Origin of the sequence: Gordonia sihwensis NBRC 108236 (assembly GCF_000333035.1) — a bacterium.
In the GTDB taxonomy this organism is placed as follows: domain Bacteria; phylum Actinomycetota; class Actinomycetes; order Mycobacteriales; family Mycobacteriaceae; genus Gordonia; species Gordonia sihwensis.
This window is the reverse complement of the sequence record NZ_BANU01000014.1, coordinates 24126-47846: the sequence shown is the minus strand read 5'-3', so window position 1 is coordinate 47846 and position 23721 is coordinate 24126. Positions and strand designations below refer to the sequence as shown.

General features: G+C 68.4%; 17 protein-coding genes, 1 tRNA gene and 1 pseudogene. 16 read left to right on the top strand and 3 right to left on the bottom strand.

All coding sequences use genetic code 11. From position 1 onward, the window contains the following. The first annotated feature begins 278 nt into the window (after positions 1 to 278). From GSI01S_RS09990 to acmB, 6 genes are all read left to right on the top strand, one after another. Positions 279 to 1664 carry a DHA2 family efflux MFS transporter permease subunit gene (locus GSI01S_RS09990; RefSeq protein WP_051999642.1) on the top strand — a complete coding sequence of 462 codons (1386 nt, stop codon included), beginning with the start codon at positions 279 to 281 and terminating at the stop codon, positions 1662 to 1664. Positions 1665 to 1780: 116 nt separating this feature from the next. Continuing rightward, entirely contained in the window at positions 1781 to 3070 is a 1290-nt protein-coding gene (locus GSI01S_RS09985) for a metallophosphoesterase family protein (protein WP_006896429.1), read from the top strand. Beyond that, entirely contained in the window at positions 3067 to 5691 is a 2625-nt protein-coding gene (locus tag GSI01S_RS09980) for an AAA family ATPase (protein ID WP_039867433.1), read from the top strand. Before GSI01S_RS09985 ends, GSI01S_RS09980 begins: the two co-directional genes overlap by 4 nt. Positions 5692 to 5758: 67 nt before the next feature. Continuing rightward, positions 5759 to 5834, top strand: a tRNA-Arg gene (locus tag GSI01S_RS09975). Positions 5835 to 5932: 98 nt separating this feature from the next. Next, the gene (locus GSI01S_RS09970; RefSeq protein ID WP_006896427.1) at positions 5933 to 6922 is read left to right on the top strand and encodes an AraC family transcriptional regulator; all 990 of its coding nucleotides are present in this window, start codon (positions 5933 to 5935) and stop codon (positions 6920 to 6922) included. A gap of 136 nt (positions 6923 to 7058) precedes the next feature. Next, complete coding sequence (acmB, locus tag GSI01S_RS09965; protein ID WP_006896426.1) at positions 7059 to 8237, top strand: methyl acetate hydrolase AcmB; 1179 nt, start codon at positions 7059 to 7061, stop codon at positions 8235 to 8237. A gap of 7 nt (positions 8238 to 8244) precedes the next feature. On the opposite strand, the gene GSI01S_RS09960 is transcribed toward acmB, so the two are convergent. After that, positions 8245 to 9546: a replication-associated recombination protein A gene (locus GSI01S_RS09960; RefSeq protein ID WP_006896425.1), complete on the bottom strand. Its 1302-nt coding sequence runs from the start codon at positions 9544 to 9546 to the stop codon at positions 8245 to 8247. A gap of 78 nt (positions 9547 to 9624) precedes the next feature. Continuing rightward, positions 9625 to 11000, bottom strand: a pseudogene (locus GSI01S_RS09955) (trimethylamine monooxygenase). A gap of 251 nt (positions 11001 to 11251) precedes the next feature. On the opposite strand from GSI01S_RS09955, the gene GSI01S_RS09950 reads away from it, so the two are divergent. From GSI01S_RS09950 to rho, 9 genes are all read left to right on the top strand, one after another. Further along, positions 11252 to 12103, top strand: coding sequence for a shikimate 5-dehydrogenase (locus tag GSI01S_RS09950; RefSeq protein WP_006896421.1), 852 nt, complete (start codon positions 11252 to 11254; stop codon positions 12101 to 12103). After that, positions 12100 to 12810: a haloacid dehalogenase type II gene (locus GSI01S_RS09945; protein ID WP_233500088.1), complete on the top strand. Its 711-nt coding sequence runs from the start codon at positions 12100 to 12102 to the stop codon at positions 12808 to 12810. The genes GSI01S_RS09950 and GSI01S_RS09945 overlap by 4 nt, the downstream gene beginning before the upstream one ends. A 28-nt stretch (positions 12811 to 12838) precedes the next feature. Further along, a complete protein-coding gene (locus GSI01S_RS09940; protein WP_006896419.1) occupies positions 12839 to 13222 on the top strand; it encodes a VOC family protein in 384 nt (127 codons plus the stop codon). A 97-nt stretch (positions 13223 to 13319) separates the two neighbouring features. Further along, on the top strand, positions 13320 to 14972 hold the full coding sequence (gene argS, locus GSI01S_RS09935) for an arginine--tRNA ligase (RefSeq protein ID WP_006896418.1): 1653 nt from the start codon (positions 13320 to 13322) through the stop codon (positions 14970 to 14972). Beyond that, on the top strand, positions 14969 to 16393 hold the full coding sequence (gene lysA / locus GSI01S_RS09930; protein ID WP_174302286.1) for a diaminopimelate decarboxylase: 1425 nt from the start codon (positions 14969 to 14971) through the stop codon (positions 16391 to 16393). Before argS ends, lysA begins: the two co-directional genes overlap by 4 nt. Next, on the top strand, positions 16390 to 17697 hold the full coding sequence (locus GSI01S_RS09925; RefSeq protein ID WP_006896416.1) for a homoserine dehydrogenase: 1308 nt from the start codon (positions 16390 to 16392) through the stop codon (positions 17695 to 17697). Before lysA ends, GSI01S_RS09925 begins: the two co-directional genes overlap by 4 nt. After that, a complete protein-coding gene (gene thrC, locus GSI01S_RS09920) occupies positions 17690 to 18775 on the top strand; it encodes a threonine synthase (RefSeq protein WP_006896415.1) in 1086 nt (361 codons plus the stop codon). Before GSI01S_RS09925 ends, thrC begins: the two co-directional genes overlap by 8 nt. Positions 18776 to 18791: 16 nt before the next feature. Next, positions 18792 to 19742 (top strand): homoserine kinase, encoded by a 951-nt coding sequence (gene thrB / locus GSI01S_RS09915; RefSeq protein WP_039867429.1) that lies wholly within the window; start codon positions 18792 to 18794, stop codon positions 19740 to 19742. Between the two features lie 212 nt (positions 19743 to 19954). Then, on the top strand, positions 19955 to 21883 hold the full coding sequence (gene rho, locus GSI01S_RS09910; RefSeq protein ID WP_217997340.1) for a transcription termination factor Rho: 1929 nt from the start codon (positions 19955 to 19957) through the stop codon (positions 21881 to 21883). Positions 21884 to 21976: 93 nt separating this feature from the next. Here the strand turns inward: rho and GSI01S_RS09905 are convergent, their stop codons facing one another. Beyond that, positions 21977 to 23161, bottom strand: coding sequence for a diflavin oxidoreductase (locus GSI01S_RS09905; RefSeq protein ID WP_006896412.1), 1185 nt, complete (start codon positions 23159 to 23161; stop codon positions 21977 to 21979). A gap of 300 nt (positions 23162 to 23461) precedes the next feature. Here GSI01S_RS09905 and rpmE point away from each other — a divergent pair, with 300 nt between their 5' ends. Continuing rightward, entirely contained in the window at positions 23462 to 23674 is a 213-nt protein-coding gene (rpmE, locus tag GSI01S_RS09900) for a 50S ribosomal protein L31 (RefSeq protein ID WP_006896411.1), read from the top strand. Positions 23675 to 23721: the final 47 nt, after the last annotated feature.

Sequence of the window (23721 nt, the reverse complement as noted above, 5' to 3'; positions counted from 1 at the left end):
GACGTGTACTCCGATTCCGCGCGAGGATTCCGCGCGACCGGTGCGCGACGCGATGGCCGGGCGACGACTCCACAATATGCGCGACCACTGACATCGGTGGTGCGCCGAGCGTCCGCCAGAGCGCCCGGCGGCGTCCGGAACAGGTCGGTGAGCGGTGTTAACCTGATGCCCTCGCTCGGCCTCGCGCCGATGTCCGGATCCGAAAGGACGCGCACGTGACCACAACCCTGCAGACTCCGGTGTTCAAATCGGTCACCGATCGGCCGTGGGCGGCGTTGATGGCGCTGTGCGTCGGCTTCTTCATGATCCTCGTCGACATGACGATCGTCGCGGTCGCCCAGCCGCAGATCATGGAGGCGCTCGACGCCGATGTGAACGGGATCGTCTGGGTGACCAGCGCCTATCTGCTCACCTACGCGGTGCCGCTGTTGGTCGCCGGCCGTCTCGGCGACAAGATCGGGCCGAAGCGGGTGTACCAGGCCGGCCTGTTCCTGTTCACCGCTGCGAGCGTGTGGTGCGGACTGTCGGGAAGCATCGGCGAACTCATCGCGGCCCGCAGCGTGCAGGGACTCGGCGCGGCGCTGATCACACCGCAGACCATGGCGCTCATCACCCGCATCTTCCCGCCCGAGCGGCGCGGTGCGGCGATGGGCGTCTGGGGCACGGTCGCCGGTGTCGCCACACTGGTCGGTCCGCTTCTCGGCGGCGTCCTCACCGACTCGCTGGGGTGGGAGTGGATCTTCTTCGTCAATCTCCCGGTCGGGCTGGTCGGACTGGTGCTCGCCCAGATGCTGGTGCCCAGGGTGGAGACCCACGACCACAAGTTCGACTGGGTCGGCGTCGCGCTGTCCGCGGTGGGTCTGACGGCGCTGGTCTTCGGCATCCAGGAGGGAGAGTCGTACCACTGGGCGGCATGGATCTGGGTGCTCATCGGCGCCGGAGTCGCGGTGATGGGGGTGTTCGTCTTCTGGGAGAGCCGCACGCGGGGGGAGCCGCTGGTGCCCCTGTCGCTGTTCCGTGACCGCAACTTCAGTGTGTCGAACGTGGGTATCGCCACGATGGGATTCGCCGTCTCCGGTTCGATGATCCCGATCATGTTCTTCCTCCAGCTGGTCGGCGGGATGTCGCCGCTGCGGTCGGCGCTCGTCCTGGTGCCGATGGCCGTGCTGACCGGCATCTTCGCGCCGATCGTCGGGCGCGTGCTCGACCGGGTCCATCCGCGAAACGTGGTCGCGCTCGGACTGTTCGTCTATGCGGTGGCGTCCTTCTGGGCCGGAGCCGTGTTCCGGCCGGAGAGCCCGGTGTGGCTCCTGGTCGCGCCCACGCTCCTGATGGGTCTGGCGAGCGCCGGGATCTGGGCGCCGCTGGCGGCGACCGCGACGCGGAATCTGCCCTGGCATCAGGCGGGGGCGGGCGCCGGCGTGTACAACACCACGCGGGTCATCGGCTCGGTGATCGGTTCGGCGGGAATCGGTGCGCTGATGATGTCACGGCTCTCGGCGCACCTGCCGGGAGTCGACACCGCCGGCCACAGCGGCGAGGTTCATCAGCTGCCGGAGTTCTTGCGCGACGGATTCGCGAGAGCGATGGGCGAGTCGATCTATCTCGGCGCCGCCGTCCTGCTGGTGGGTGCCGTCGCCACGCTCTTCCTCGTGCGGACCTGAGTCGGTTCGGCGGACTGAGCCGCGGCCGCGTCTGACCCGGATTGTCGGAGGTGCCTCGTACCATCGTCACGACGGGCCGACTCCGGTCCGACAGACGATCTGGAGGGAGCGGGAGCATGTCACGGCCGTCCTACGACGATTCGGCGCTCGACGGCGCGTCGTGCGTGACGGAACCGCTGTTCGACCTCGAACCGCTGGCATTGTTCTCCGTCCCCGCCGACGCTGCGGAATCGACGCCCGAGCCCGCCGCGGCACGGAGCGTCACCTTCCTGCACACGGCCGACTGGCAACTCGGCATGACCCGGCACTTCCTGTCCGGGGACGCGCAGTCGACGTACAGTGCGGCCCGCGACGACGCAGTGGTGCGCATCGGCGATCTCGCACGCGCCACCGGAGCGGAGTTCGTCGTGGTGTGCGGAGATGTCTTCGACGACCCCCGGGTGTCGACCCGGATCATCCGCCGCACGCTCGCTGCGCTGGGCGAGTATCCGGTCCCGGTGTACCTGCTGCCCGGCAATCACGATCCGCTCGATGCCACCAGCGTGTACCGCTCGCGCGAGTTCGTCGCCGCCTGCCCGGACAACGTCATCGTCCTCGACGAGCCCGGGGTGGTGGCGGTGCGCGACGGTGTCGCATTGGTGGCGGCCCCATGGACCACGAAACGGCCGTTGACCGACCTGGTGAGCGATCAACTGTCCCAGCTGACCGAGTCCGACGACATTCGGATCGTGGTCGGACACGGCGGGGTCGATTCGCTCAGTCCCAACGACGACCCGTCGATCGTCGGCAGCGCCGCCCTGGATGTCGCGGTGGCCGCGGAACTCGTCGACTACGTCGCCCTGGGGGATCGTCATTCGCTCACTTCGGTCGGCGACTCGGGGCGCGTGTGGTACTCCGGTGCGCCAGAGGTGACCGCATTCGATCATGTCGAGTCCGCGCCGGGGCACGTTCTGGAGGTGACCCTGAGCCGGGGCGGCGAGTCCTCGATCGAGGTGACCCCGCACCGCGTGGGGCAGTGGTCGTTTCGCACGATCCGCGAGCACATGAACGGCGCTGACGACATCGCGCGGCTGCGCGGACTGTTCTCCGAGATCCCGGACAAGTCGCGCACGGTGGTGCAATTGGCGTTGACCGGGACCATCAGCGTGACCGACGAAGTCGCACTGGCCGACCTGCTCGACGAGTTCGGCGACCGGTTCGCGGCGTTGAAGATCTGGGAGCGGCACCACGACTTGACCGTCGTGTCCGATCCTTCCGATGTGGCCCAGCTCGATCTCCAAGGCTATGCGGCGCTCGCCGCGGCCGAGCTGGCCGAGCGGGCGGCGTCGGATTCCGACGCCGCGGACGCCGCCGACGCGCGCGCGGCCCTCGCCCTGCTGTACCGGCTGGCGGGGGCGGGCCGATGAGACTGCACCGACTCCGAGTGGCGAACTTTCGCGGAGTGGCCGCCCGCGAGGTGGAGTTCGCCGACACGGGCGTCACCGTCATCGAGGGCGACAACGAGGCGGGCAAGTCGTCGATGATGGAGGCCTTCGACTTGTTGCTGACCGCTCAGGCGAGCAGCAAGGCGAGGAACGTCCGTGCCGTCCAGCCCGCGGGGCGCGACGTCGGTACCGAGGTTTGGGCCGATATCTCTTGCGGCTCTTGGCGTTTCGAGTACTTCAAACGTTTCAATCGGCAGCCGGAGACCACCTTGACGATCACGCGGCCGGTGCGTGAGCAACTCACCGGGCGCGAGGCGCACGAGCGTGTGGACCAGATTCTCGCGGAGGCGCTCGACAAGACGTTGTTCGGGGCGCTCCGATTGCTGCAGTCGGCCGACCCGCGGTTGGGCGACCTCGCGAACAGTTCGGCGCTCTCGCAGGCGCTCGACCGTGCGGCGGGACAGTCCGAGTCGGACGGCGGCGAGACGCCGCAGACCCAGGAACTGGTCGCGGCGGTGGCCGCGGAGTACAAGAAGTACTTCACCCTCGCCCAAGGACGGCCGACCGGTGAACTCGCCGCGGCCGCCGATGCGGCCGATCGGGCAGCCGCCGCGGTCGCCGAGCGCGAGGAGATCCTGGCGCGGGTTCAGGACGCCGCTGATCGGCTTCCCCGCGTGGCCGAGACCATCCGGCAGTTGGTGGCGCAAGAGCAGTCGGGCAACGTCGAGGTCTCCACCGCCGCCGCGGCGCTGGCGGAGGCCGAAGCGGTGAGCGAGCAGGTCAAGGCGGCTCGGGCCACAGTCGAGAGCAGGAAGCTGTCGCACCGGGTCGCGGCCGACGCGCTGCGAAGCCGTCGGCGCGACCGGGAACGAGCCGCGGCGCTGCGCGAGTCCCTCGCGGAGAATCGCCGAGCCGTGAGTCAGGCGCGCGCGAAGGCCGAGTCCGCCGCCGGCGAGGCGGCCGAGCTGGCGTCGGCGCTCGCGGAATCGCAGAAGCGGCGAGACGACCTCGGCGCGGAACTCCGGGCGGCCGAGAGGGCGGCGGTGGTCGCATCGGATCGGGCCCGTCTGGCCCGCCTGGACAACTCACTCGACGAGGTCCGGCGGCTGCGATCGGAATTGGCGTCGGCGCGTGCCGAAGCCGCAGCCGTCCCGGTGAGCGAGGACGACGTCCGGCTCGCCGCCGCACTCGAGCGCGATCTCGCCGCCACCGCGGCTCGGCTCGACGCGGCCGCACCCACGGTCACGATCACTCGCCTGGGCGCGGACGAGGTCCTCCTCGACGGTGAGACGGCGGCGGACGGTGCGCAGGTCTCGGCGGCGCGGCCCACAGTCGTGGAGGTGCCGGGATCGGTGCGCGTCGAGGTCCGGCCGGGCGCCGATTCCGCCGAGCCGGCCGCAGAACTGGAGACGCTCCGCGAGCGGGCCGCAGAGCTTCGTCGCCGGTGCGGAGTAGCCGAACTGTCGCTCGTCGCATCGGCGGCCGCGCGACGAGCGGAGATCCTTCGGCGGATTCAGGACACCGAGCGTGCCCTGGCGCGCGAGCTCGGCGGAGCCGAGGCAGAGGACCTCGAACGGCAGCGCCTGGACCTGCTGTCTCGCCTCCCTGAGCAGGCGGGAGCAGACGCCGGCAACGGGCACGAGGGGGAGCGCGCTCACGCCGACCTCGCCGAGCTCCGGCGGATCGAACGTGAGGCGTCCGATCTCGCCGCGGAAGCCGACCGAGCACGGCAGGCGCGGCTGGCAGCGGTGCGTGAGTACGAGTCGCGGGCATCGGCGCTGGAGGAGACCGGCGTCCGCATCGCCGAAGAGTCGGCCGCACTGGAGTCCGAGCTCAGCGCCTCCGCCGCGGCGGCCTCCGACGAGACGCTCGCGGAGCGGGTCTGTGAGCACGCGGCCGAGGTCGACGACGCGGAGGCGGATCTGGCTCGGCTGACGCAGCGCCTCGAGCAGCTGGATCTGAACGGATTGCGCGAGAAGCTCGCGCAGGCCGAGGCCGCGCAGGACCGGCTGCGCAGGCAGGTGTCGGAGCAGAAGCGAATCCAGACCGAGCTGTCGACCAGACTCGAGGTGTGCCGAAGCGACGGACGTCTCGATGAACTGTCGGAGGCGGTCGCGGCGAACGACGCCGCGCAGGCGCACCTGCAACGCGTCCGAGAGCGCGCCGCAGGAGCGGGTGTGCTGCACGAGACGCTGCAGCGCAAGCGCAACGAGAGCCGCGCGCGGTACGTGGATCCATTCGCCGAGCGTCTGGAGGAGCTGGCGGCCCCGGTCTTCGGCTCCGGTGTGTCGTTCCACATCGACGACGACTTCGTCATCGCCACCCGCACCCTCGACGGCGTCACGGTCGACGTCGACTCGCTCTCGGGCGGTGCCAAGGAGCAGCTCGGTCTGCTCGCCCGGCTCGCCTGCGCCACTCTGGTCGACAGGGCCGACGGGGTGCCGTTGATCCTCGACGATGCGCTCGGCTATACCGATCCGACGCGCCTGGCCTCGATGGCCCATGTGCTCGGCACCGCGGGTGGCGATGCGCAGATCATCGTCCTGACCTGCACGCCCGACCGGTACCGGGAAGTGGCCGGCGCCAAGCTGATCGCCGTCTGACGCGCTGCGGTGACCCCGGTGTTGGGCGGTGAGGTCCCTGTGCGCTAATGTTGCTTTCGCCCGATGAGCCCCCCTAGCTCAGGGGATAGAGCGTCTGCCTCCGGAGCAGAAGGTCGTAGGTTCGAATCCTACGGGGGGCACCAGATCTGTCAGCGCTGATCATTTTCAGCGGTCTTCCCAGACCTCGCCCGGCCTGCTGAATCCCTGCCGAACGTCGCAGTGTGTCAGTAGCCTACCGACCATGCCGACACAGCTCGATCCGCGCCCGAACGGTGTCCTCTCGTCCGTGACGGAGACCGACTGGGATGCGATCGCGGCGTGGACCGACGACAAGTACATGTCGTTCGACGTCCGGCCGTCTGGCCGTTCGACGTCGCCCTGCTCGTCGATGTTCTCGATCGACGTCGGTGAGATCACCATGACTCACTTCCGGTACGGCACCGAGGTGGCACTGCGGGACTTCGACGCCGAAGCGGGCAACGTGCTGGTTCTGACCACGCTGCGCGGACGGACGCGGCACCGGGTGGGGCGCGCCGAGGGGACCGAACTCGGGGCCGGGCAGACGTTCGTCGCGGACTGCAGCCGCACCGACTTCCGGCTCGCCGCCGACGACGACCATCTGCAGCTCAATCTCACGGTGCCGCACCGACTGCTCGCCGATCTCTCGCTGCAGTGGTGGGGCCACGTCCCCGACGACGCCCTGTGGTCCCGCGGCGCCGTGATCGGAGGATCGGGGAGCCCGTGGTGGAATCTGCTCGGGTATGCGACGAGTACGGCGGCCATCTCGCCCGAGGCAGTCGCCTCGGGCAGAATCGGGCTCCATCTGCAGGAGCTCATCGCCGCGCAACTCCTGCACGATTGGGCGCTGCGAGCCGCCGTCGACCTCGAACGTCGGCCCGCCGTGGCGGCACCGGGCTATGTCCGCACCGCGGCGCACTTCATCGACGCCCACGCCCGCGACCTGCCGACGGTGGCCGAGATCGCGGCCGCGGCGGGCGTGAGCGTGCGGTCGCTGAGCGGTGGATTCGCTCGTTATCTGGGAACGTCGGTGCGCTCCTATCTCGTCGAGCAGCGACTCCAAGGCGTCTACCGCGAACTGCGCTCCGGCGCCGAGTCGGTGACGGTGACCGCCCACGCCTGGGGTTATGTGAACCTCGGCGTCTTCGCGGCCTCCTATCGACGCAGGTTCGGCGAGAATCCCTCCGAGACGCTCGCTCGCGCGCGGTCGTGACCCGCCGCCGGTGGGGACGAGTCTCCGCTACGAGAAGCTCGCCGCTCGGAGACGGTGCCTGCCGTTCGCAGACGTACCCGGCCGTGAACACCGGCCAGGATCACTGGTGCCATCAACTGCTGCACAGGAGATCCCGATGCCCGACCTCACCCGCCTCGACGACATTCTGAACCGAGCCGCCTCCGCCGACGACGCCCAGCGCGTGCCCGGCGTCGTCGCGACCGTCACCCGAAGCGGCGGCGACGCCTACCTCGGCACCGCGGGCGTCCGGTCCGTGGACGACGGTCGGCCGATGACCGCCGACACGGTATTCGCGATCTTCTCGTGCACCAAGGCGCTCACCTCCACCGCCGTGCTGCAATGCGTGGAGGAGGCGCTGGTCGACCTCGACGCCCCGGCTGCGGACTATGTACCGGACATCGGCCGGCTGCAGGTGCTCGAGGGCTTCGCCCCGGACGGCTCACCGCGACTGCGGGCACCGTCGACGCAGATCACCACCCGGATGCTGCTGCTCCACACGGCGGGCCTGTCGTACTCCTTCTTCTCACCGGAGTACGCCCGCCTGCTCGAGTCGACGGGACAGCCGGACATTCTCACCGCATCCCGCGAATGCCTCACCTCGCCACTGCTCTTCGAACCCGGGACTCGGTGGGGATACGGAACCAACATCGACTGGGCCGGGCTGGTGGTGGAAGCCGTTCGGGGACAACGGCTGTCGCAGGTGATGCGGGAGCGGATCTTCGAGCCCCTCGGCATGGACGATTCGGCCTTCGTCATGAGCCGGTCGATGGCGGATCGTCGCGCGGAGGTCCACCAGCGCGTCGACGACGGGTCATTGGTCGCCACCGGCCTGGTGCTTCCACAGGCCCCGGAGGTCGACATGGGCGGACAGGGGGTGTACGCCACGATCCCGGACTACACCCGCTTCCTGCGGATGTGGTTGCGGGACGGCGAGGGCGAGCGCGGTCGGGTGCTCGCGCCCGAGACCGTGCGGGCGGCATCCCGGAACGGGCTGGGCGAGCTGAAGATCGGAAAGCTCGTCGGGTCGGCGCCGGCCCTGACTCACGACGCGGAGTTCTTCCCCGGGCAGTCCAAGTCGTGGGCCTACTCGTTCATGGTCAACGACGAGCCCGCACCGACGGGCCGGTCGGCGGGCTCGCTCGCGTGGGCCGGACTGGCCAACCTCTACTACTGGATCGACAGGGAAGCGGACGTCGCCGGGATGTGGGGCTCGCAAGTGCTGCCGTTCGCCGATCCCGCGTCGGTCGCCGCCTTCCTGGACTTCGAGACCGCGGTGTACCGCGCGATTCGCTGAGGCGCGATCACCGTCCCTCGCCGCGGCGGCGGAGACGCAACCGGTCCCATTCGGCGATGCGCTCGCGGACGGAGGCTTCGAAACCGTTGGCCGTCGGCCGGTACAGCGGTTCGTGCTCCAGGCCTTCGGGGAAGTAGTCGGCCCCGGAGAATCCGTCCTCGGTGTCCGGGTCGTAGCGGTAGCCGGCACCGTAGCCGAGCTCGCGCATCAATCCGGTGGGCGCATTCAGAATGTGCTTCGGCGGCATGAGCGATCCGGTGCGCCGGGCGAGGGCCCGGGCCGCCCCGAATCCCCGGTAGACGGCGACCGACTTCGGCGCGGTGGCCAAGTACACCACCGCCTGTGCGATGGCGAGCTCACCTTCGGGTGAGCCGAGCCGCTCGTATGTGTCCCACGCGGCCAGTGCCTGCGCGAGCGCCCGGGGATCGGCCATGCCCACGTCCTCGGCGGCGAAGCGCACGATGCGCCGGGCGATGTAGAGCGGATCCTCTCCGCCGTCGAGCATCCGGGCCAGCCAGTACAGGGCGGCATCGGCGTCGGAGCCGCGCATCGACTTGTGCAGGGCCGAGATCAGGTTGTAGTGCCCTTCCTGCGACTTGTCGTACAGGGGAGCCCGCTGCTGCACCAGCGGGACCAACTCGTCGACGCCGACCGGCGTGCTGATGTGGCCGAGTTGCTCGACGAGGTTGAGCAGATAGCGTCCGTCGCCGTCGGCCATCGCGATCAGCGCCTGCCGGGCCTCGCCGTCGAGGGGCAGCTCCCGTCCCGTCAGAGTCTCGGCTCGTTCGACCAACTCGACGAGCGCGGCCTCCTCGAGTCGTTTGAGAACGAAGACTCGGCAGCGGGAGAGCAGGGCGGGGTTGAGCTCGAAGCTGGGGTTCTCGGTGGTCGCGCCTACCAGGACGACGGTGCCGTCTTCGACGTAGGGAAGGAAGGAGTCCTGCTGCGCGCGGTTGAACCGATGCACCTCGTCGACGAACAGCAGGGTGCCGCGGCCGAGCTCGCGGCGCTTCTCCGCCGCGCGGAACACCTTCCGCAGATCGGCGACTCCCGCGAATGTCGCCGACAGCGGTTCGAAGACGAGGTCGGTCTGTTCGGCGAGAAGCCGCGCGATCGTCGTCTTGCCGCAGCCCGGGGGACCCCACAGGATCATCGACGCCAGCCGCTTCTCGGCGACCATCTGGCCGATCGCTCCGTCCGGGCCGAGGAGGTGGTCCTGCCCGACCACCTGCGTGATCGACCGAGGCCGCATTCGGTCGGCGAGCGGACGGCCGGTGTCGTCGGGCTCGAAGAGTGACGGCTGTTGCACGCTGTGCTCCTCGTCGCGCGGATGCTGCCCCGATTGTAGGTGCGCCCTCCGACATCCGGCCGTCTGCGCCGGTGGCCGTCAGCTCGTCACACGGTCGGCCGTGGGTTGGGATTCGAGGTAGCGCTCCCGGGAGTCGTCGAGCTCGTCGATCCAGCGGGTGTGGTGAACGGCGGCCATCGTTCCCGTCATCACCGACGGGTACACCTGATCCCGGTAGGTGAGGATGTTCCGCTTCTTGTCGGCCTTCCATTCGAGGAAGATCCGCACCACCTCGTCGAGGTCGAACATCGGGTAGTCCGTCTGCTCGATCAGATCGCGGATGTAGTCGGCCTGGAAACGCACCGCGGCGGCGTCGTCCTCGACGCCGCGGTAACGATCGGCCCACTGACGCATGTGCGCGGCGCGCTCAGCGGCGGACGGGAGCTGGGCTCGACCGAGGATGAGGTCCCGGACATACCAGGCCTGCGCGTCGAACATGTTGAACGTGAACCACTGATTCTGCGCGCCGAGGTAGTGCAGGTGCGGGTTCGCCTGCCACGTCACGCCCCGGTAGAGACCGCCGGGGTAGAGGTTGTTGGGCGAACGCAGATGCAGATGCTCCGGGAGGAACGGGTAGTGGTGCAGGTACCCGGTGCAGAGGATGATCGCGTCGAACTCTCCGGATGAGCCGTCGATGAAGGTGGCGACACCGCCGTCGATCCGGTCGATCTGCGGTCTCTCGTCGACACCGTCGGGCCACGCGAATCCCTGCGGCCGCGACCGGCAGCTCATCGTCACGTGCCGGGCCCCCATCTTGTGAGATTGGATGCCGATGTCCTCGGCGGAGTACGACCCCCGACGAGCAGCAGGCGCTGACCGGCGAATCGCTCGGCGCCGCGGAACTCGTGCGCGTGGATCACCTCGCCGGGAAAGGTTTCGATTCCCGCGATGTCGGGGACATTGGGAAATGAGAAATGACCCGTCGAGACGATGACTTCGTCGAAGACCTCGGTGGAGGTCACATGCTCGCGCAGATCGTCGACGGTGACGGTGAACTGTTCGGTCTCATCGTCGAATTCCACCCGACGCACCACGTGAGCGAATCGGACGAGTTCTTTCACACCCGACTGGACGGCACGGCCGTTGATGTAATCCCAGAGGACTTCGCGAGGAGGATAAGAGGAGATCGGACGGTTGAAATGCTCGTCGAATGTGTACTCGGCGAACTCGAGCGCCTCTTTGGGGCCGTTGGACCACAGATTCCGGTACATGCTCGAATGCACGGGTTCGCCGTACCCGTCGGTTCCAGTGCGCCAGGTGAAGTTCCACTGTCAACCCCAGTCGTCCTGCTTCTCGTAGCAGACCACTTCGGGGATCTCGGAGCCGGACTTCTCCGCCGATTTGAAAGCGCGCAGGGCTGCCATTCCACTGGGCCCCGCGCCGATGATCGCAACTCTTTTCACACTATTCAACATTTTACCTTTCACGCCAGACTGGACTGAGGGATGTCGTTGGAATCCGCTGGTCCCGGGCCGTGTACCGACCCATCTGTGGTCAAACGATCGATGGTCGTCCCAAGGGTCACGATGGTGAATTGTCCGACCGATGTCAAACTCGTCGGGAGTGATTTCAGCGGCGTGATAGAATTGCGCGTTTCGCATTCTTCAGAGCGAATCGGTCGCCGGCTCGGTGGCTCGTGGCACCGGCTGCCCGCTACGGTCGGTCCATGACCGCCCCGCATTCCCGCGCTCTCAACCGAAACACCGTGCTGTGCGTCTCGCTGGCGGCGCGGCCGTCCGACATCGGGACCCGCTTCCACAACTATCTCTACAACCGGTTGGGCCTGAACTTCGTCTACAAGGCCTTCGCGCCGACCGACATCGCCTCGGCGGTGGCCGGGATCCGTGGCCTCCCGATCCGCGGTGCCGGGGTGTCGATGCCGTACAAGGAGGCGGTGATCGACCTGATCGACGTGATGGAGGAGTCGGCCGCGGCCATCGACTCGGTGAACACGATCGTCAACGACGACGGCGTGCTCCACGCGTACAACACCGACTATCAGGCGGTCGCCGACCTGCTGGCCGCCTCGCGCTTCGATCGCACCGCGCCGGTGGCCGTCGCCGGAAGCGGCGGAATGGCGAAGGCGGTGGTCGCGGCGCTGCGTGCGACCGGCTTCACCGATGTGACCGTGGTCGCGCGCAACCGGGCCGCCGGTGCCGTGCTCGCCGCGCGATACGGCTACCGGCATGCGGTCAACGCAGCGGGACTCGCCCCCGCAACTCTCGTCAACGCGACGCCGATCGGCATGGCCGGGGGACCGGACGCCGACGCGCTGCCGTTCGACGAGGCTCTCGTCGACGCGGCGACCGGTTGTCTCGACGTGGTGGCGATGCCGCCCGACACGCCGATGGTGCGGGCGATGCGGGCACGCGGACTCGAGACGATCAGCGGAGACGCGGTGATCGCCGGCCAGGCCGCGGCGCAGTTCGCGCTCTACACCGGAGTGACGCCGACGCCGGAACAGATCCGGGAGGCGTCCGAGTACTCACGTGCCGGCGATGCGACACTGACCGGGTGACTTCGACTACCGGCGCGCCCTCGGTGAAAGTGATCGCCTTCGACACCTTCGGGACGGTGGCCGACTGGCATACCGGGGTCAGTCGTGTTCTGGCTCAGATCTTTCCGGAGATCGACGCCTCGGCGCTGGCGCGTTCCTGGCGACGAACCTACGCGCCGGCACTGGCCGAGGTGGAACAGGGGAGCCGGGACTGGACGCTGCTCGACGATCTGCATCGCGAATCACTCGACCGGCTGCTGCGCGAAGAGCACGGAATCCGGGCCGGTGCCGATCAGCTGGACGCCGCGGTGCACGCGTGGCACGTCCTCCCGGCGTGGCCGGATTCGCCCGAGGGACTCCGTCGCCTCAAGGAGAGGTACACGATTTGCGCCCTGAGCAACGGCAACGTGGCACTCCTGACCGAGATGGCCAAGTCCGCGGGTCTGCCCTGGGACTTCATCGGCGGCTCGGACCTCTGGCGCCACTACAAACCGTCCGGTGAGGTGTACCTCGGGCTCGCGCGGCTGATGCGGGTGGATCCCGGTGAGGTCCTGATGGTCGCGACGCACGTGACCGATCTCGCCGCGGCGCGTGGATTCGGCCTGCAGACGGCGTATGTGGAGCGGCCCGCGGAATGGGGTCCGGAGCCCAAGCCGGAGGCGCACTGCCCCGACGATCGCTTCCACGTTCGCGGCATCGACGAACTCGCGACCCTGCTCGGCTGCTGAACCGCGCTACCGCCACTACGCTCGCGTCATGACGCAGATCCGTCCGTTCCTCATGTTCCAGGGGGCCGTCGCCGCCGACGCGATCGACCTGTACCTCTCCGCATTCCCCGGCGGACGCGTGGTCACGTCCACGCCGCACGCCGACCCGGCCCAGGGCATCATGCTCGCCGAACTCGATCTCGCCGGTCTGCGGGTGCTGGTCAGCGACAGCGCCGTCGGCCACGCCTTCGATTTCACCCCGTCGAGTTCGCTGTTCGTCGACGTCGACGATCGCGCCGAGCTCGAGCGTCTCGCCGCACTTCTCGGCGAAGGCGGCGGGGTCTTGATGCCGATCGGCGACTACGGCTTCTCGCAGGCCTTCGCCTGGGTCAACGACCGATTCGGAGTGTCCTGGCAGCTGAACCTGCCCTGAGCACTTCGCCCGGCGGGTGGGGCCTCGGACAGCGCCGATTCCCGGCACCGAGGTCCGATTGTCGTGAACCGCACCTGGGACAATAAGATAGGTTCCCGTGACTCCCACCGAACTCGCTGCTCTGCTTCGCGCTGCGACGCAGAAGGTCTTCCACGCTCATGACCTCGATACGTCGTTGATTCCGGAGACCGTGGTCGTGGAGCGTCCGCGCAGCCCGGAGCACGGCGATTACGCCACCAACATCGCCCTGCAACTGGGCAAGCGCGCGGGAGCCAATCCGCGCGAACTGGCGACGTGGCTGGCCGACGAGTTCGCGACCGACCCCGGCATCGACTCCGCGGAGGTCGCCGGACCCGGATTCGTCAATCTGCGCTTGGCTGCGGCCGCACAGAATCAGACGGTCGCCGCCGTCCTCGCACAGCGGGATGCGTACGGCCGCGGTGATGAGCTCTCGGCGCTGAACGTGAACCTGGAGTTCGTGTCCGCCAATCCCACCGGCCCCATCCACCTCGGCGGCACACGCTGGGCCGCGGTGGGCGACGCACTAGGGCGCGTGCTCACCGCACGCGGCGCGAAGGTGACGCGCGAGTACTACTTCAACGACCACGGCGAGCAGATCAACCGGTTCGCGAACTCGCTGCTGGCCGCGGCCAAGGGCGAGCCGACCCCCGACGACGGGTACGCCGGCGAGTACATCGACGAGATCGCCGCGACCGTCGTCGAGAAGTCGCCCGGAGTCCTCGAGCTGCCGGTCGCGGAGGCGCGGGAGGTCTTCCGTGCCGAGGGCGTGGAGCTCATGTTCGCGCACATCAAGCGGACGCTGCACGAGTTCGGCACCGATTTCGACGTCTACACGCACGAGAACTCGATGTTCGATCGAGGCCTCGTCGAGCAGGCGATCGACGAGCTCAAGGCCAACGGGAACCTGTACGAGGCCGAAGGCGCCTGGTGGCTGCGGTCGACGAATTACGGCGACGACAAGGACCGCGTCGTCATCAAGAGCGACGGGAACGCCGCCTACATCGCCGGCGACATCGCCTACCTCAAGGACAAGCACGACCGCGGCGCCAATCACCTCATCTACATGCTCGGCGCCGATCACCACGGCTACGTGGTTCGGCTGAAGGCCGCAGCCGCCGCGCTGGGATACGACCCCGAAGCCGTCGAGGTCCTCATCGGGCAGATGGTGAATCTGGTGAGGGACGGACAGCCGGTCCGGATGTCCAAGCGCGCGGGAACCGTCATCACGCTCGACGACCTCGTCGAGGCGGTCGGAGTCGACGCCGCCCGCTACGCGCTCATCCGCTCGTCGATCGACGTCAACATCGACATCGACCTCGATCTGCTGCGCAAGCAGTCCTCCGACAACCCGGTCTACTACGTGCAGTACGCGCATGCCCGGCTGTCGGCGCTGGCCCGTCACGCGGCCGAGCTCGGGTTGTCGGCGAGCACCGCGCGTCTGGAGCTTCTCGACGACGAGTCCGAGGGCGATCTGATCCGCACCATCGGCGACTTCTCCGAGGTGGTCGCCACCGCCGCCGCACTGCGCGAACCGCATCGGGTCTCCCGCTACCTGGAGTCGCTGGCCGGTGCCTATCACCGGTTCTACGCGCGCTGCCGCGTCCTCCCGCAGGGCGACGAGGAGGCGGGCGATGTGCACGCCGCCCGGCTCGCGCTTTGCGAAGCCACCCGCCAAGTCCTCGCCAACGGCCTCGAGCTGGTCGGCGTCAGCGCTCCGGAGAGAATGTGATGGCACACCCCGCCGGCCCCCGCCACGCCGAGATCCTCGCCGCTCCGCATCTCGCGGAGCGCCCCAACCGCCCCGAAGAGCTCTCCCGTATCCCGGAGAACGTCTACCCGCGTGGGACCGTCCGCGACGAGGACGGCGTCGTGACGATCGGCGGAGTCCGGGTCGACCGGCTCGCCGAGCAGTACGGCACCCCGCTGTTCGTGTACGACGAAGCGGACTTCCGGTCGCGCTGCGCCGACATGCAGCGGGCGTTCGGGCCGTACGGCCGCGTGCACTACGCGTCGAAGGCCTTTCTCTCCTCGCAGGTCGCGAAGTGGATCGAGTCCGAGGGCCTCTCGCTCGACGTCTGCTCCGGAGGCGAACTGGCGGTGGCGCTGCACGCGGGATTCCCCGCCGAGCGCATCGCACTGCACGGCAACAACAAGGCCGAGGACGAACTGGCGGCGGCACTCGACGCGGGTGTCGGGGACATCGTCCTGGACTCGATGATCGAGATCGAGCGTCTGGACCGTCTCGCCGGTGAACGGGGAGTGGTCGCCGACGTGCTGGTCCGGGTGACTCCGGGCGTCGAGGCGCACACTCACGAGTTCATCTCGACGGCGCACGAGGACCAGAAGTTCGGTTTCGCACTCGCCGGCGGTGTGGCGCTCGACGCGGTTCGCGCGGTCTTCGCCGCCGACAACCTGCGTCTGGTGGGGCTGCACAGCCACATCGGCTCGCAGATCTTCGAGATCGACGGATTCGAGCTCGCCGCACGCCGGGTGATCGGCCTGCTCGCCGACATCGTCGCCGAGTTCGGGGTCGAGAAGACCTCGCAGCTCAAGGTGCTCGACCTCGGCGGCGGTCTCGGCATCTCATACCTGGAGAGCGACGACCCGCCGCCGGTCAGTGTGCTGGCCGAGGCCCTGGCGGAGATCGTCCGCCGCGAGTCGGCCGCGCTGAACCTGCCGATGCCGACCATCGCGGTCGAACCCGGTCGCGGGATCGCGGGGCCGGCGGGCGTGACGCTGTACCGGGTGGGAACCGTCAAGGACGTCGCACTCGACGGGAACACCGTGCGCCGGTACGTCTCGGTCGACGGCGGCATGAGCGACAACATCCGCACGGTGCTCTACGACGCCGAGTACGACGTCCGGCTCGCCTCGCGGGTCTCGGACGCGAAGGCCGTCGTCTGCCGGGTGGTGGGCAAGCACTGTGAGAGCGGCGATATCGTTATCCGCGACTGCTGGCTGCCGGACGACCTGGTCCCGGGCGATCTGCTCGTGGTGGGCGCCACCGGCGCCTACTGCTATTCCATGTCGAGCCGCTACAACATGGTGCCGCGTGCGGCGGTCGCGACAGTCAATGACGGCCGGTCCCGGCTCATGCTGAGGCGGGAGACGGTGGAGGACTTCTTGAGCCTGGAGGTGGACCCGGAATGAGCGAATCATCCCGTCCGATCGGCGTGGCCGTGTTGGGCATGGGCAATGTCGGCACCGAGGTCGTTCGGATTCTGACCCAGAACGCCGCCGACCTGCGGGCTCGGATCGGCGCGCCGCTCGTGCTCCGGGGCGTCGCGGTGCGCGATGCCTCCCGAGCGCGCGAGGGCGTCGATCCGGCGTTGCTGACCGACGATCCGCACAGCCTCGTCGCCCGCGACGACGTCGACATGGTGGTCGAGCTGATCGGCGGCATCGAGCCGGCCCGCGCGCTCATCAAGACCGCCCTGGAGTCGGGCAAGTCCGTCGTCACCGCCAACAAGGCGCTGATCGCCGCGCACTCGGGCGAACTGGCCAAGGCGGCCGAGGACAACCGGGTCGACCTGTACTTCGAAGCGGCGGTCGCGGGCGCGATCCCGGTGATCCGCCCGCTGACCCAGTCGCTCGCGGGCGACTCGGTGAATCGGGTGGCCGGAATCGTCAACGGCACCACCAACTACATCCTCTCGGAGATGGACGAGACCGGCGCGGGCTACGGCAAGGTACTCGCCGAGGCCGGCCGGCTGGGCTACGCCGAGGCCGATCCCACCGCGGACGTCGAAGGATACGACGCGGCTTCGAAGGCCGCGATTCTCGCCTCGATCGCCTTCCATTCCCGGGTCACCGCGTCGGACGTCTACCGCGAGGGGATCACCAAGATCACCTCGAAGGATCTCGAGGCGGCGAAGAAGTTCGACTGCACGGTGAAGCTCCTGGCCATCTGCGAGCGCATCCAGACCGCCGACGGGGAGAAGATCTCCGCCCGCGTCTACCCGGCGCTGGTTCCGTTGGAGCACCCGCTCGCCACCGTCAACGGCGCGTTCAACGCCGTCGCCGTGGAGGCGGAGAATGCCGGCCGCCTGATGTTCTACGGTCAGGGCGCCGGCGGCGCACCCACCGCATCGGCGGTGCTCGGTGATCTGGTGATGGCCGCCCGGAACCGGGTGTACCACGGGCGCGGTCCGCTGGAATCCACGTATGCCTCGCTGCCGATCGCGTCGATCGACGAGGTCCCGACGCGCTACTACGTCTCGATGAAGGTCGCCGACAAGCCCGGAGTCCTTCAGCAGGTGGCGGGCGAGTTCGCGGCGCGCGACGTCAGCATTGCCGCGGTACGCCAGGAGGGCGCGGGCACCGACGCCCGGCTGATCGTCGTCACACATCGCGCCTCCGACCGCGCACAGTCGGAAACCGTTGCCGCACTTGAACAGATGGACTCCGTAATCAAGGTGTCCAGCGTGCTCCGTCTGGAGGGAACCAATGACTAACGCCGAGTACCAGCCCGTCCACCGCGGATGGCCGGGCCTGATCGAGGCCTACCGCGACCGCATGCCGGTGCGCGACGACTGGAAGATCGTCACCCTCCTGGAGGGCGCGACGCCGTTGGTGGCGGCTCCGGTGCTCTCGGAGATCACCGGCTGCGAGGTCTACCTCAAGGTGGAGGGGCTCAACCCCACCGGGTCGTTCAAGGACCGCGGTATGACGATGGCCGTCACCAATGCCGTCAACAACGGCAAGAAGGCGGTCCTCTGCGCCTCGACCGGCAACACGTCGGCGTCGGCTGCGGCGTATGCGACGCGCGCGGGAATCACCTGTGCGGTGCTGATCCCCGAGGGCAAGATCGCGATGGGCAAGCTCGCTCAGGCCGTCATGCACGGCGCGAAGGTGATCCAGGTGCAGGGCAACTTCGACGACTGTCTGGAGCTCGCGCGCAAGGTGACCGCCGACTACCCGGAGATCGAGCTGGTCAACTCGGTGAACCCGGCCCGCATCGAGGGCCAGAAGACGGCGTCGTTCGAGATCGTCGACGTCCTCGGCAAGGCCCCCGACGTGCACGCACTCCCGGTCGGTAACGCGGGAAACATCACCGCGTACTGGAAGGGTTACCGCGAGTACCACTCCGACGGGATCATCGACTCCCTGCCGCGCATGCTCGGCGTCCAGGCCGCCGGTGCCGCGCCGCTGGTCAACGGAGCCCCGGTGAGCGACCCGGAGACCATCGCGACCGCGATCCGCATCGGCTCGCCGGCCAGCTGGAACCAGGCCGTCGCCGCCAAGGACGAGTCGGGCGGCATGTTCCGGGCGGCCACCGACGAGAAGATCCTCGAGGCGTACAAGCTGGTCGCCGGACGCGAAGGCGTCTTCGTGGAGCCGGCCTCGGCCGCCAGCGTCGCCGGCCTGCTCGCGAGCCGCGAGGAGGGCTGGGTGAAGCCGGGGGAGACCGTGGTGTGCACCGTGACCGGCAACGGTTTGAAGGACCCGGACACGGCGCTGCTCGGCATGCCGAAGGTGGATGCGATCCAGGTCGATCCCGTCGCCGTGGCGACTGCGCTGGGTGTGAACTGACGACGTGGAAACGGCGATGACCAACGACGCGCTGATCGGGCATCCCGACGCGGAATGCATTCTGCCCGAGGGGCTTTCGGTCCGAGTGAAGGTCCCGGCGTCGAGTGCGAATCTGGGTCCGGGGTTCGATTGCCTCGGCATGGCCCTCGCGATCTACGACGAGGTCGCGGTCACCGTCACCGGAACCGGCATCACCGTCGCGGTGACCGGCGAAGCCGCCGACCAGGTTCCGCTCGACGAGCGCCACTTGGTGGCGCGCGCGGTGGTCCGGGGGTTCGAGAGCGCCGGCGTCGCAGTCGGCGGTTTCCACCTCGAATGCCGCAACGCGATCCCGCACTCGCGCGGGCTGGGGTCGTCGGCCGCGGCAGCGGTGGGCGGACTCGCGGCGGCGTCGGCGCTGGTGGCCCTCGACGGTCGGCGCCCGGCCCTCGACGACGCTGCGCTGGTGCAGCTCTCCAGTGAGTTCGAAGGCCATCCCGACAATGCGGCGGCGTCCGTGCTGGGCTCGGCGGTGGTGACGTGGTCGCACGGTCAGGAGTCGTTCTACGCCCGCCGGTTGGAGTTGCATCCGGCGGTGGTGGCCACGGTATTCGTGCCGCAGACCGAGTCGTCCACCGAGACCACGCGCGGCCTGCTTCCCGACGCGGTGCCGCGAGCGGACGCGGTCTTCAACGTCAGCCGCGCGGCACTGGGAGTCGTGGCACTGACCACCGATCCCGCCTGGCTGATCGACGCCACCGAGGACCGTCTGCACCAGGGCTATCGCGAACAGGCGCTTCCAGAGACGACTCGCCTGGTGCATTCATTGCGCGAACGCGGACACGCCGCTACCGTATCGGGTGCTGGGCCTTCGGTTCTGGTGCTGGGAACGAGTCCCCTCGGAACGCACGAGGCAGACCTCGCCGCCGATCTGGGTTTCGCGATGATCCCCGTCGCGGTGGCGGACGGCGTCGAGGTGGTCTCCTGACGCAGCGGCTACCCGGTGGTACGCTGAGAGTGCTTCACCGGGACCCAGGGCGTGTCTGATCTCCACCCGATTGTCCGGCGAACCAACAATTTTTGCTCCTCCACCCGTGTTCTGGGTGGGGCCCCCGGCATCTGAAGCCGGGGAACGAAAGGAATTCCGTGACCGAAACGGATGTGCAGGCACCCAAGCGGGCCCGTACCGGACTTTCCGCCATGCTGCTGCCCGAACTCCGCAGTCTGGCTGCTGAGCTGGGCATCAAGGGCACGTCGGGAATGCGCAAGGGCGATCTGATCGACGTGATCAGGGCTCATCAGCACGGCGGAGCAGGCTCCGCCAAGGGCGCAGAGAAGGCCGCAGCGGACAAGCGTGCAGAGAAGTCCGCAGAGAAGTCCGACGCAGCGAAGTCTGACGCAGCGAAGTCTGCGCCGGAGAAGCCGCAGGCCGGCGAGCGTGCCGCGAACGATCAGCAGCCCGGTGGACGGCGCAACGCCCGGCGCGGCGCCGATGCTGCGGGCGACGGTGGATCGTCGCAGACCGCGAAGGCTCCGCAGACCGACAGCGCTGACCAGAAGAGCGCTGACCAGAAGAGCTCCGACCAGAAGGGCTCCGACCAGCGCAACACCGAGCAGGGCCGCGACGAGAAGCCCGCCCAGCAGCGCGGCGAGCAGGACGGCGACGGCAACCGGCGCAACCGCAACCGGAACCGCGGGGGAGAGCGGAACCAGGGCGACAAGAGCCAGGACGGCGGCGATAAGTCGGGTCAGGGCAATCAGAACCAGGGCGGGAACCAGAACCAGGGTCAGAAGAACCAGGGCGGCAACCAGGGCCAGGGCGGCAACCAGGGCGGCGGTCAGAACCAGAACCGCAACAACAACGATGACGACGACGGCGAGGGCGGTGGTCGTCGCCGCGGACGCCGGTTCCGCGAGCGTCGTCGCGGACGCGACCGCGACGGCGGCAACGCGGGGGAGCCCCAGGTCAACGAGGGCGACGTCCTCGCGCCGGTGGCGGGCATCCTCGACGTGCTCGACAACTACGCGTTCGTGCGGACGTCCGGCTACCTGGCCGGACCCAACGACGTCTACGTATCGATGAACATGGTCCGCCGCAACGGACTGCGCCGCGGTGACGCGATCACCGGTGCCGTGAAGGTGCCGCGCGAGGGCGAGAACCCCAACAACCAGCGGCAGAAGTTCAATCCGCTGGTGCGGCTGGACACCGTCAACGGCACCGACGTCGACTCGGCGCGCAAGCGTCCCGACTTCACCAAGCTGACTCCGCTCTACCCGAATCAGCGACTGCGGCTCGAGACCACGCCCGAACGGATCTCCACCCGCGTCATCGACCTGATCATGCCGATCGGCAAGGGGCAGCGTGCGCTGATCGTCTCCCCGCCGAAGGCCGGTAAGACGACGATCCTGCAGGACATCGCGAACGCGATCACCACCAACAATCCGGAATGCCACCTGATGGTGGTGCTGGTGGACGAGCGTCCCGAAGAAGTCACCGATATGCAGCGGAGTGTGAAGGGCGAGGTCATCGCGTCGACCTTCGACCGCCCGCCGTCGGATCACACCAGCGTCGCGGAGCTCGCGATCGAGCGTGCCAAGCGGCTGGTGGAGAACGGTATGGACGTCGTCGTGCTGCTCGACTCGATCACCCGTCTCGGCCGCGCGTACAACAACGCATCGCCCGCCTCGGGCCGCATCCTCTCCGGTGGTGTCGACTCCCAGGCGCTGTATCCGCCGAAGCGATTCCTCGGTGCCGCGCGCAACATCGAGAACGGCGGATCGCTGACGATCATCGCTTCGGCGCTGGTCGAGACCGGGTCGACGGGCGACACGGTGATCTTCGAGGAGTTCAAGGGCACGGGCAACGCCGAACTGAAGCTCGACCGTAAGATCGCCGAGCGGCGCGTCTTCCCCGCGGTCGACGTCAACCTGTCGAGCACGCGCAAGGACGAGCTCCTGCTGTCGCCGGATGAGTTCGCCATCGTCCACAAACTGCGCCGTCTGCTCTCCGGACTGGACTCGCAGGCCGCGATCGACCTGCTCGTCGCGCAGCTCAAGAAGACGCGGAGCAATGTCGAGTTCCTGATGCAGGTGAGCAAGAACGCGCCCAGCGTCGTCGACAACGACTGAGGCCTCCACCGCGGAGTGGTGCACTGTGCCGTATTCCGTGACCCGAATCGGGTCACGGGGTACGGCACAGGGGCGTTTCGGGAGAGTGCGGCGTCAGTAGACGTCGCGGCGGTACTGACCCGACTCGCGCAGCCGCTGGAGTTCGGCGCGTGCTCCCTCATCGTCGAAGCCGCCGTACTCGCGAATGATCGCCACCAGGGTCTCCTCCACGTCGCGTGCCATCTTGGTGGCGTCGCCGCAGACGTAGAGGACCGCGCCGTCGCGGATCCAGCTGTACAGTTCTTCGCCCCGTCCTCCCATGAGGTGCGAGACGTAGACCTTCTCGTCCTGCTCGCGGGAGAAGGCGACGTCGAGCCGGAGGGTCCCGTCGGCTTCCATCGCCCACATCTCGTCGCGGTACAGGAAGTCCTGGTCGCGATGTCGAGCACCGTGGAACAGCCAGTTGCGTCCTCGGCCGTTGTCCTGGCGGCGCTCGTGCAGAAAGGCACGGAACGGGGCGATGCCCGTGCCCGGGCCCACCATGATGATGTCGGTGTCCGGCTCGGGCAGCCGGAACGACTTGTTGGCCGTCACGTAGATCCCCACGGTGTCGCCGGGTTCCACGCGGTCGGCGAGATAGGTGGACGCGGCGCCGCCGCGGTCGCGGCCATCGCCCCAGAACTCGGTCGCGAAATGTCGCACGGTGGCGGGCGTCAGGTGCAGGGTTCCCTCGTGGACGGCAGGCGACGACGAGATCGAGTACGTGCGGGCGGCGAGGGGGCGCAGTTCGCCGAGGAAGGCCTCGGGCGTCGGAAACCAGGTGGGGTCCAGGTTGAGCAGGTCCAGGACGTCCCTGCCGCGCGACCATTCTTCGAGTGCGGCACGGTCGCCGGCCAGCAGGTCGGCCACCTCTCCGACGCCGCGGGCGTTCGCGAGGTGATCGAGCAGGTACGGCGAGACCGAGGTGATCTCGAAACCGTGTGTGAGTGCATTGGTGAGCGTCCGCTCACCCTTGCGGTCGGTGATCACCGTGTCGCCCGGAACGCCGAGCCGGTCGACGATCGCGGCGACCAGCGCCGGCTCGTTGGCGGGGGTGACGTTGACGGCATCGCCTGGCAGGTACTCCAGCCCGGAGCCGGAGATGTCGAGTACGAGGTGGCGCACCTCCCTGTCGCTGTCGGGTGCCGTCAGGAGGCTGTTGCGCACCACGGTCGCAGGGTACGGATTCCGGCGGGACCAGCGAGGCCGTTTCGAGGCGCGGGCGGTTGCGGCATCACTCGTCGGATTCGCGGTCGTCATGTGTACTCGGTGCTCCCGGAGGCTCGCAGGGACGTGGTGCGGGGTGGACGGCGTCCTCGACCGGGCCGGTCCGAGTACGAGGGTAGACCGTCCGGCGGTCGGCTCCGGTTGGGCCCGACAGGAAGAGAGACCGGTCTCACTGCGATCTGACTGCTGTCGCGCTGGAGGACCGCCAGGCCTCGCACCTGCGCGATTGGCCGGGGTGACCGGGGTTGTGGAATAATTCTTCGGTCAGTCCGGTTCCGGTTCACACCACTGAAAAATCAGAGGTGACCCGGCGACCATGATGAAGGGACATCAATGAAGCAGGGAATCCATCCCGACTACGAGGTGACCACCGTCAACTGCGGTTGCGGCAATGAGTTCACCACGCGCAGCACCGCCAAGGGCGGCCACATCACCGTGGAAGTCTGCTCCAACTGCCACCCGTTCTACACCGGCAAGCAGAAGATCCTCGATACCGGCGGTCGTGTGGCTCGCTTCGAGAAGCGTTACGGCAAGCGCGTCAAGTAGCTTGCATCCGGCGCCCGGCGAGAGATCCCAGCGGATCTCGAGTCGGG

Bases quoted from the DNA above. Each gene is read 5' to 3' on its own strand.
- GSI01S_RS09990 (WP_051999642.1), top strand. From the start codon at position 279: ATGGCGCTGTGCGTCGGCTTCTTCATGATCCTCGTCGACATGACGATC.
- GSI01S_RS09985 (WP_006896429.1), top strand. From the start codon at position 1,781: ATGTCACGGCCGTCCTACGACGATTCGGCGCTCGACGGCGCGTCGTGC.
- GSI01S_RS09980 (WP_039867433.1), top strand. From the start codon at position 3,067: ATGAGACTGCACCGACTCCGAGTGGCGAACTTTCGCGGAGTGGCCGCC.
- GSI01S_RS09970 (WP_006896427.1), top strand. From the start codon at position 5,933: ATGCCGACACAGCTCGATCCGCGCCCGAACGGTGTCCTCTCGTCCGTG.
- acmB (WP_006896426.1), top strand. From the start codon at position 7,059: ATGCCCGACCTCACCCGCCTCGACGACATTCTGAACCGAGCCGCCTCC.
- GSI01S_RS09950 (WP_006896421.1), top strand. From the start codon at position 11,252: ATGACCGCCCCGCATTCCCGCGCTCTCAACCGAAACACCGTGCTGTGC.
- GSI01S_RS09940 (WP_006896419.1), top strand. From the start codon at position 12,839: ATGACGCAGATCCGTCCGTTCCTCATGTTCCAGGGGGCCGTCGCCGCC.
- GSI01S_RS09925 (WP_006896416.1), top strand. From the start codon at position 16,390: ATGAGCGAATCATCCCGTCCGATCGGCGTGGCCGTGTTGGGCATGGGC.
- thrC (WP_006896415.1), top strand. From the start codon at position 17,690: ATGACTAACGCCGAGTACCAGCCCGTCCACCGCGGATGGCCGGGCCTG.
- thrB (WP_039867429.1), top strand. From the start codon at position 18,792: ATGACCAACGACGCGCTGATCGGGCATCCCGACGCGGAATGCATTCTG.
- rho (WP_217997340.1), top strand. From the start codon at position 19,955: ATGCTGCTGCCCGAACTCCGCAGTCTGGCTGCTGAGCTGGGCATCAAG.
- GSI01S_RS09905 (WP_006896412.1), bottom strand. From the start codon at position 23,161: ATGACGACCGCGAATCCGACGAGTGATGCCGCAACCGCCCGCGCCTCG.
- rpmE (WP_006896411.1), top strand. From the start codon at position 23,462: ATGAAGCAGGGAATCCATCCCGACTACGAGGTGACCACCGTCAACTGC.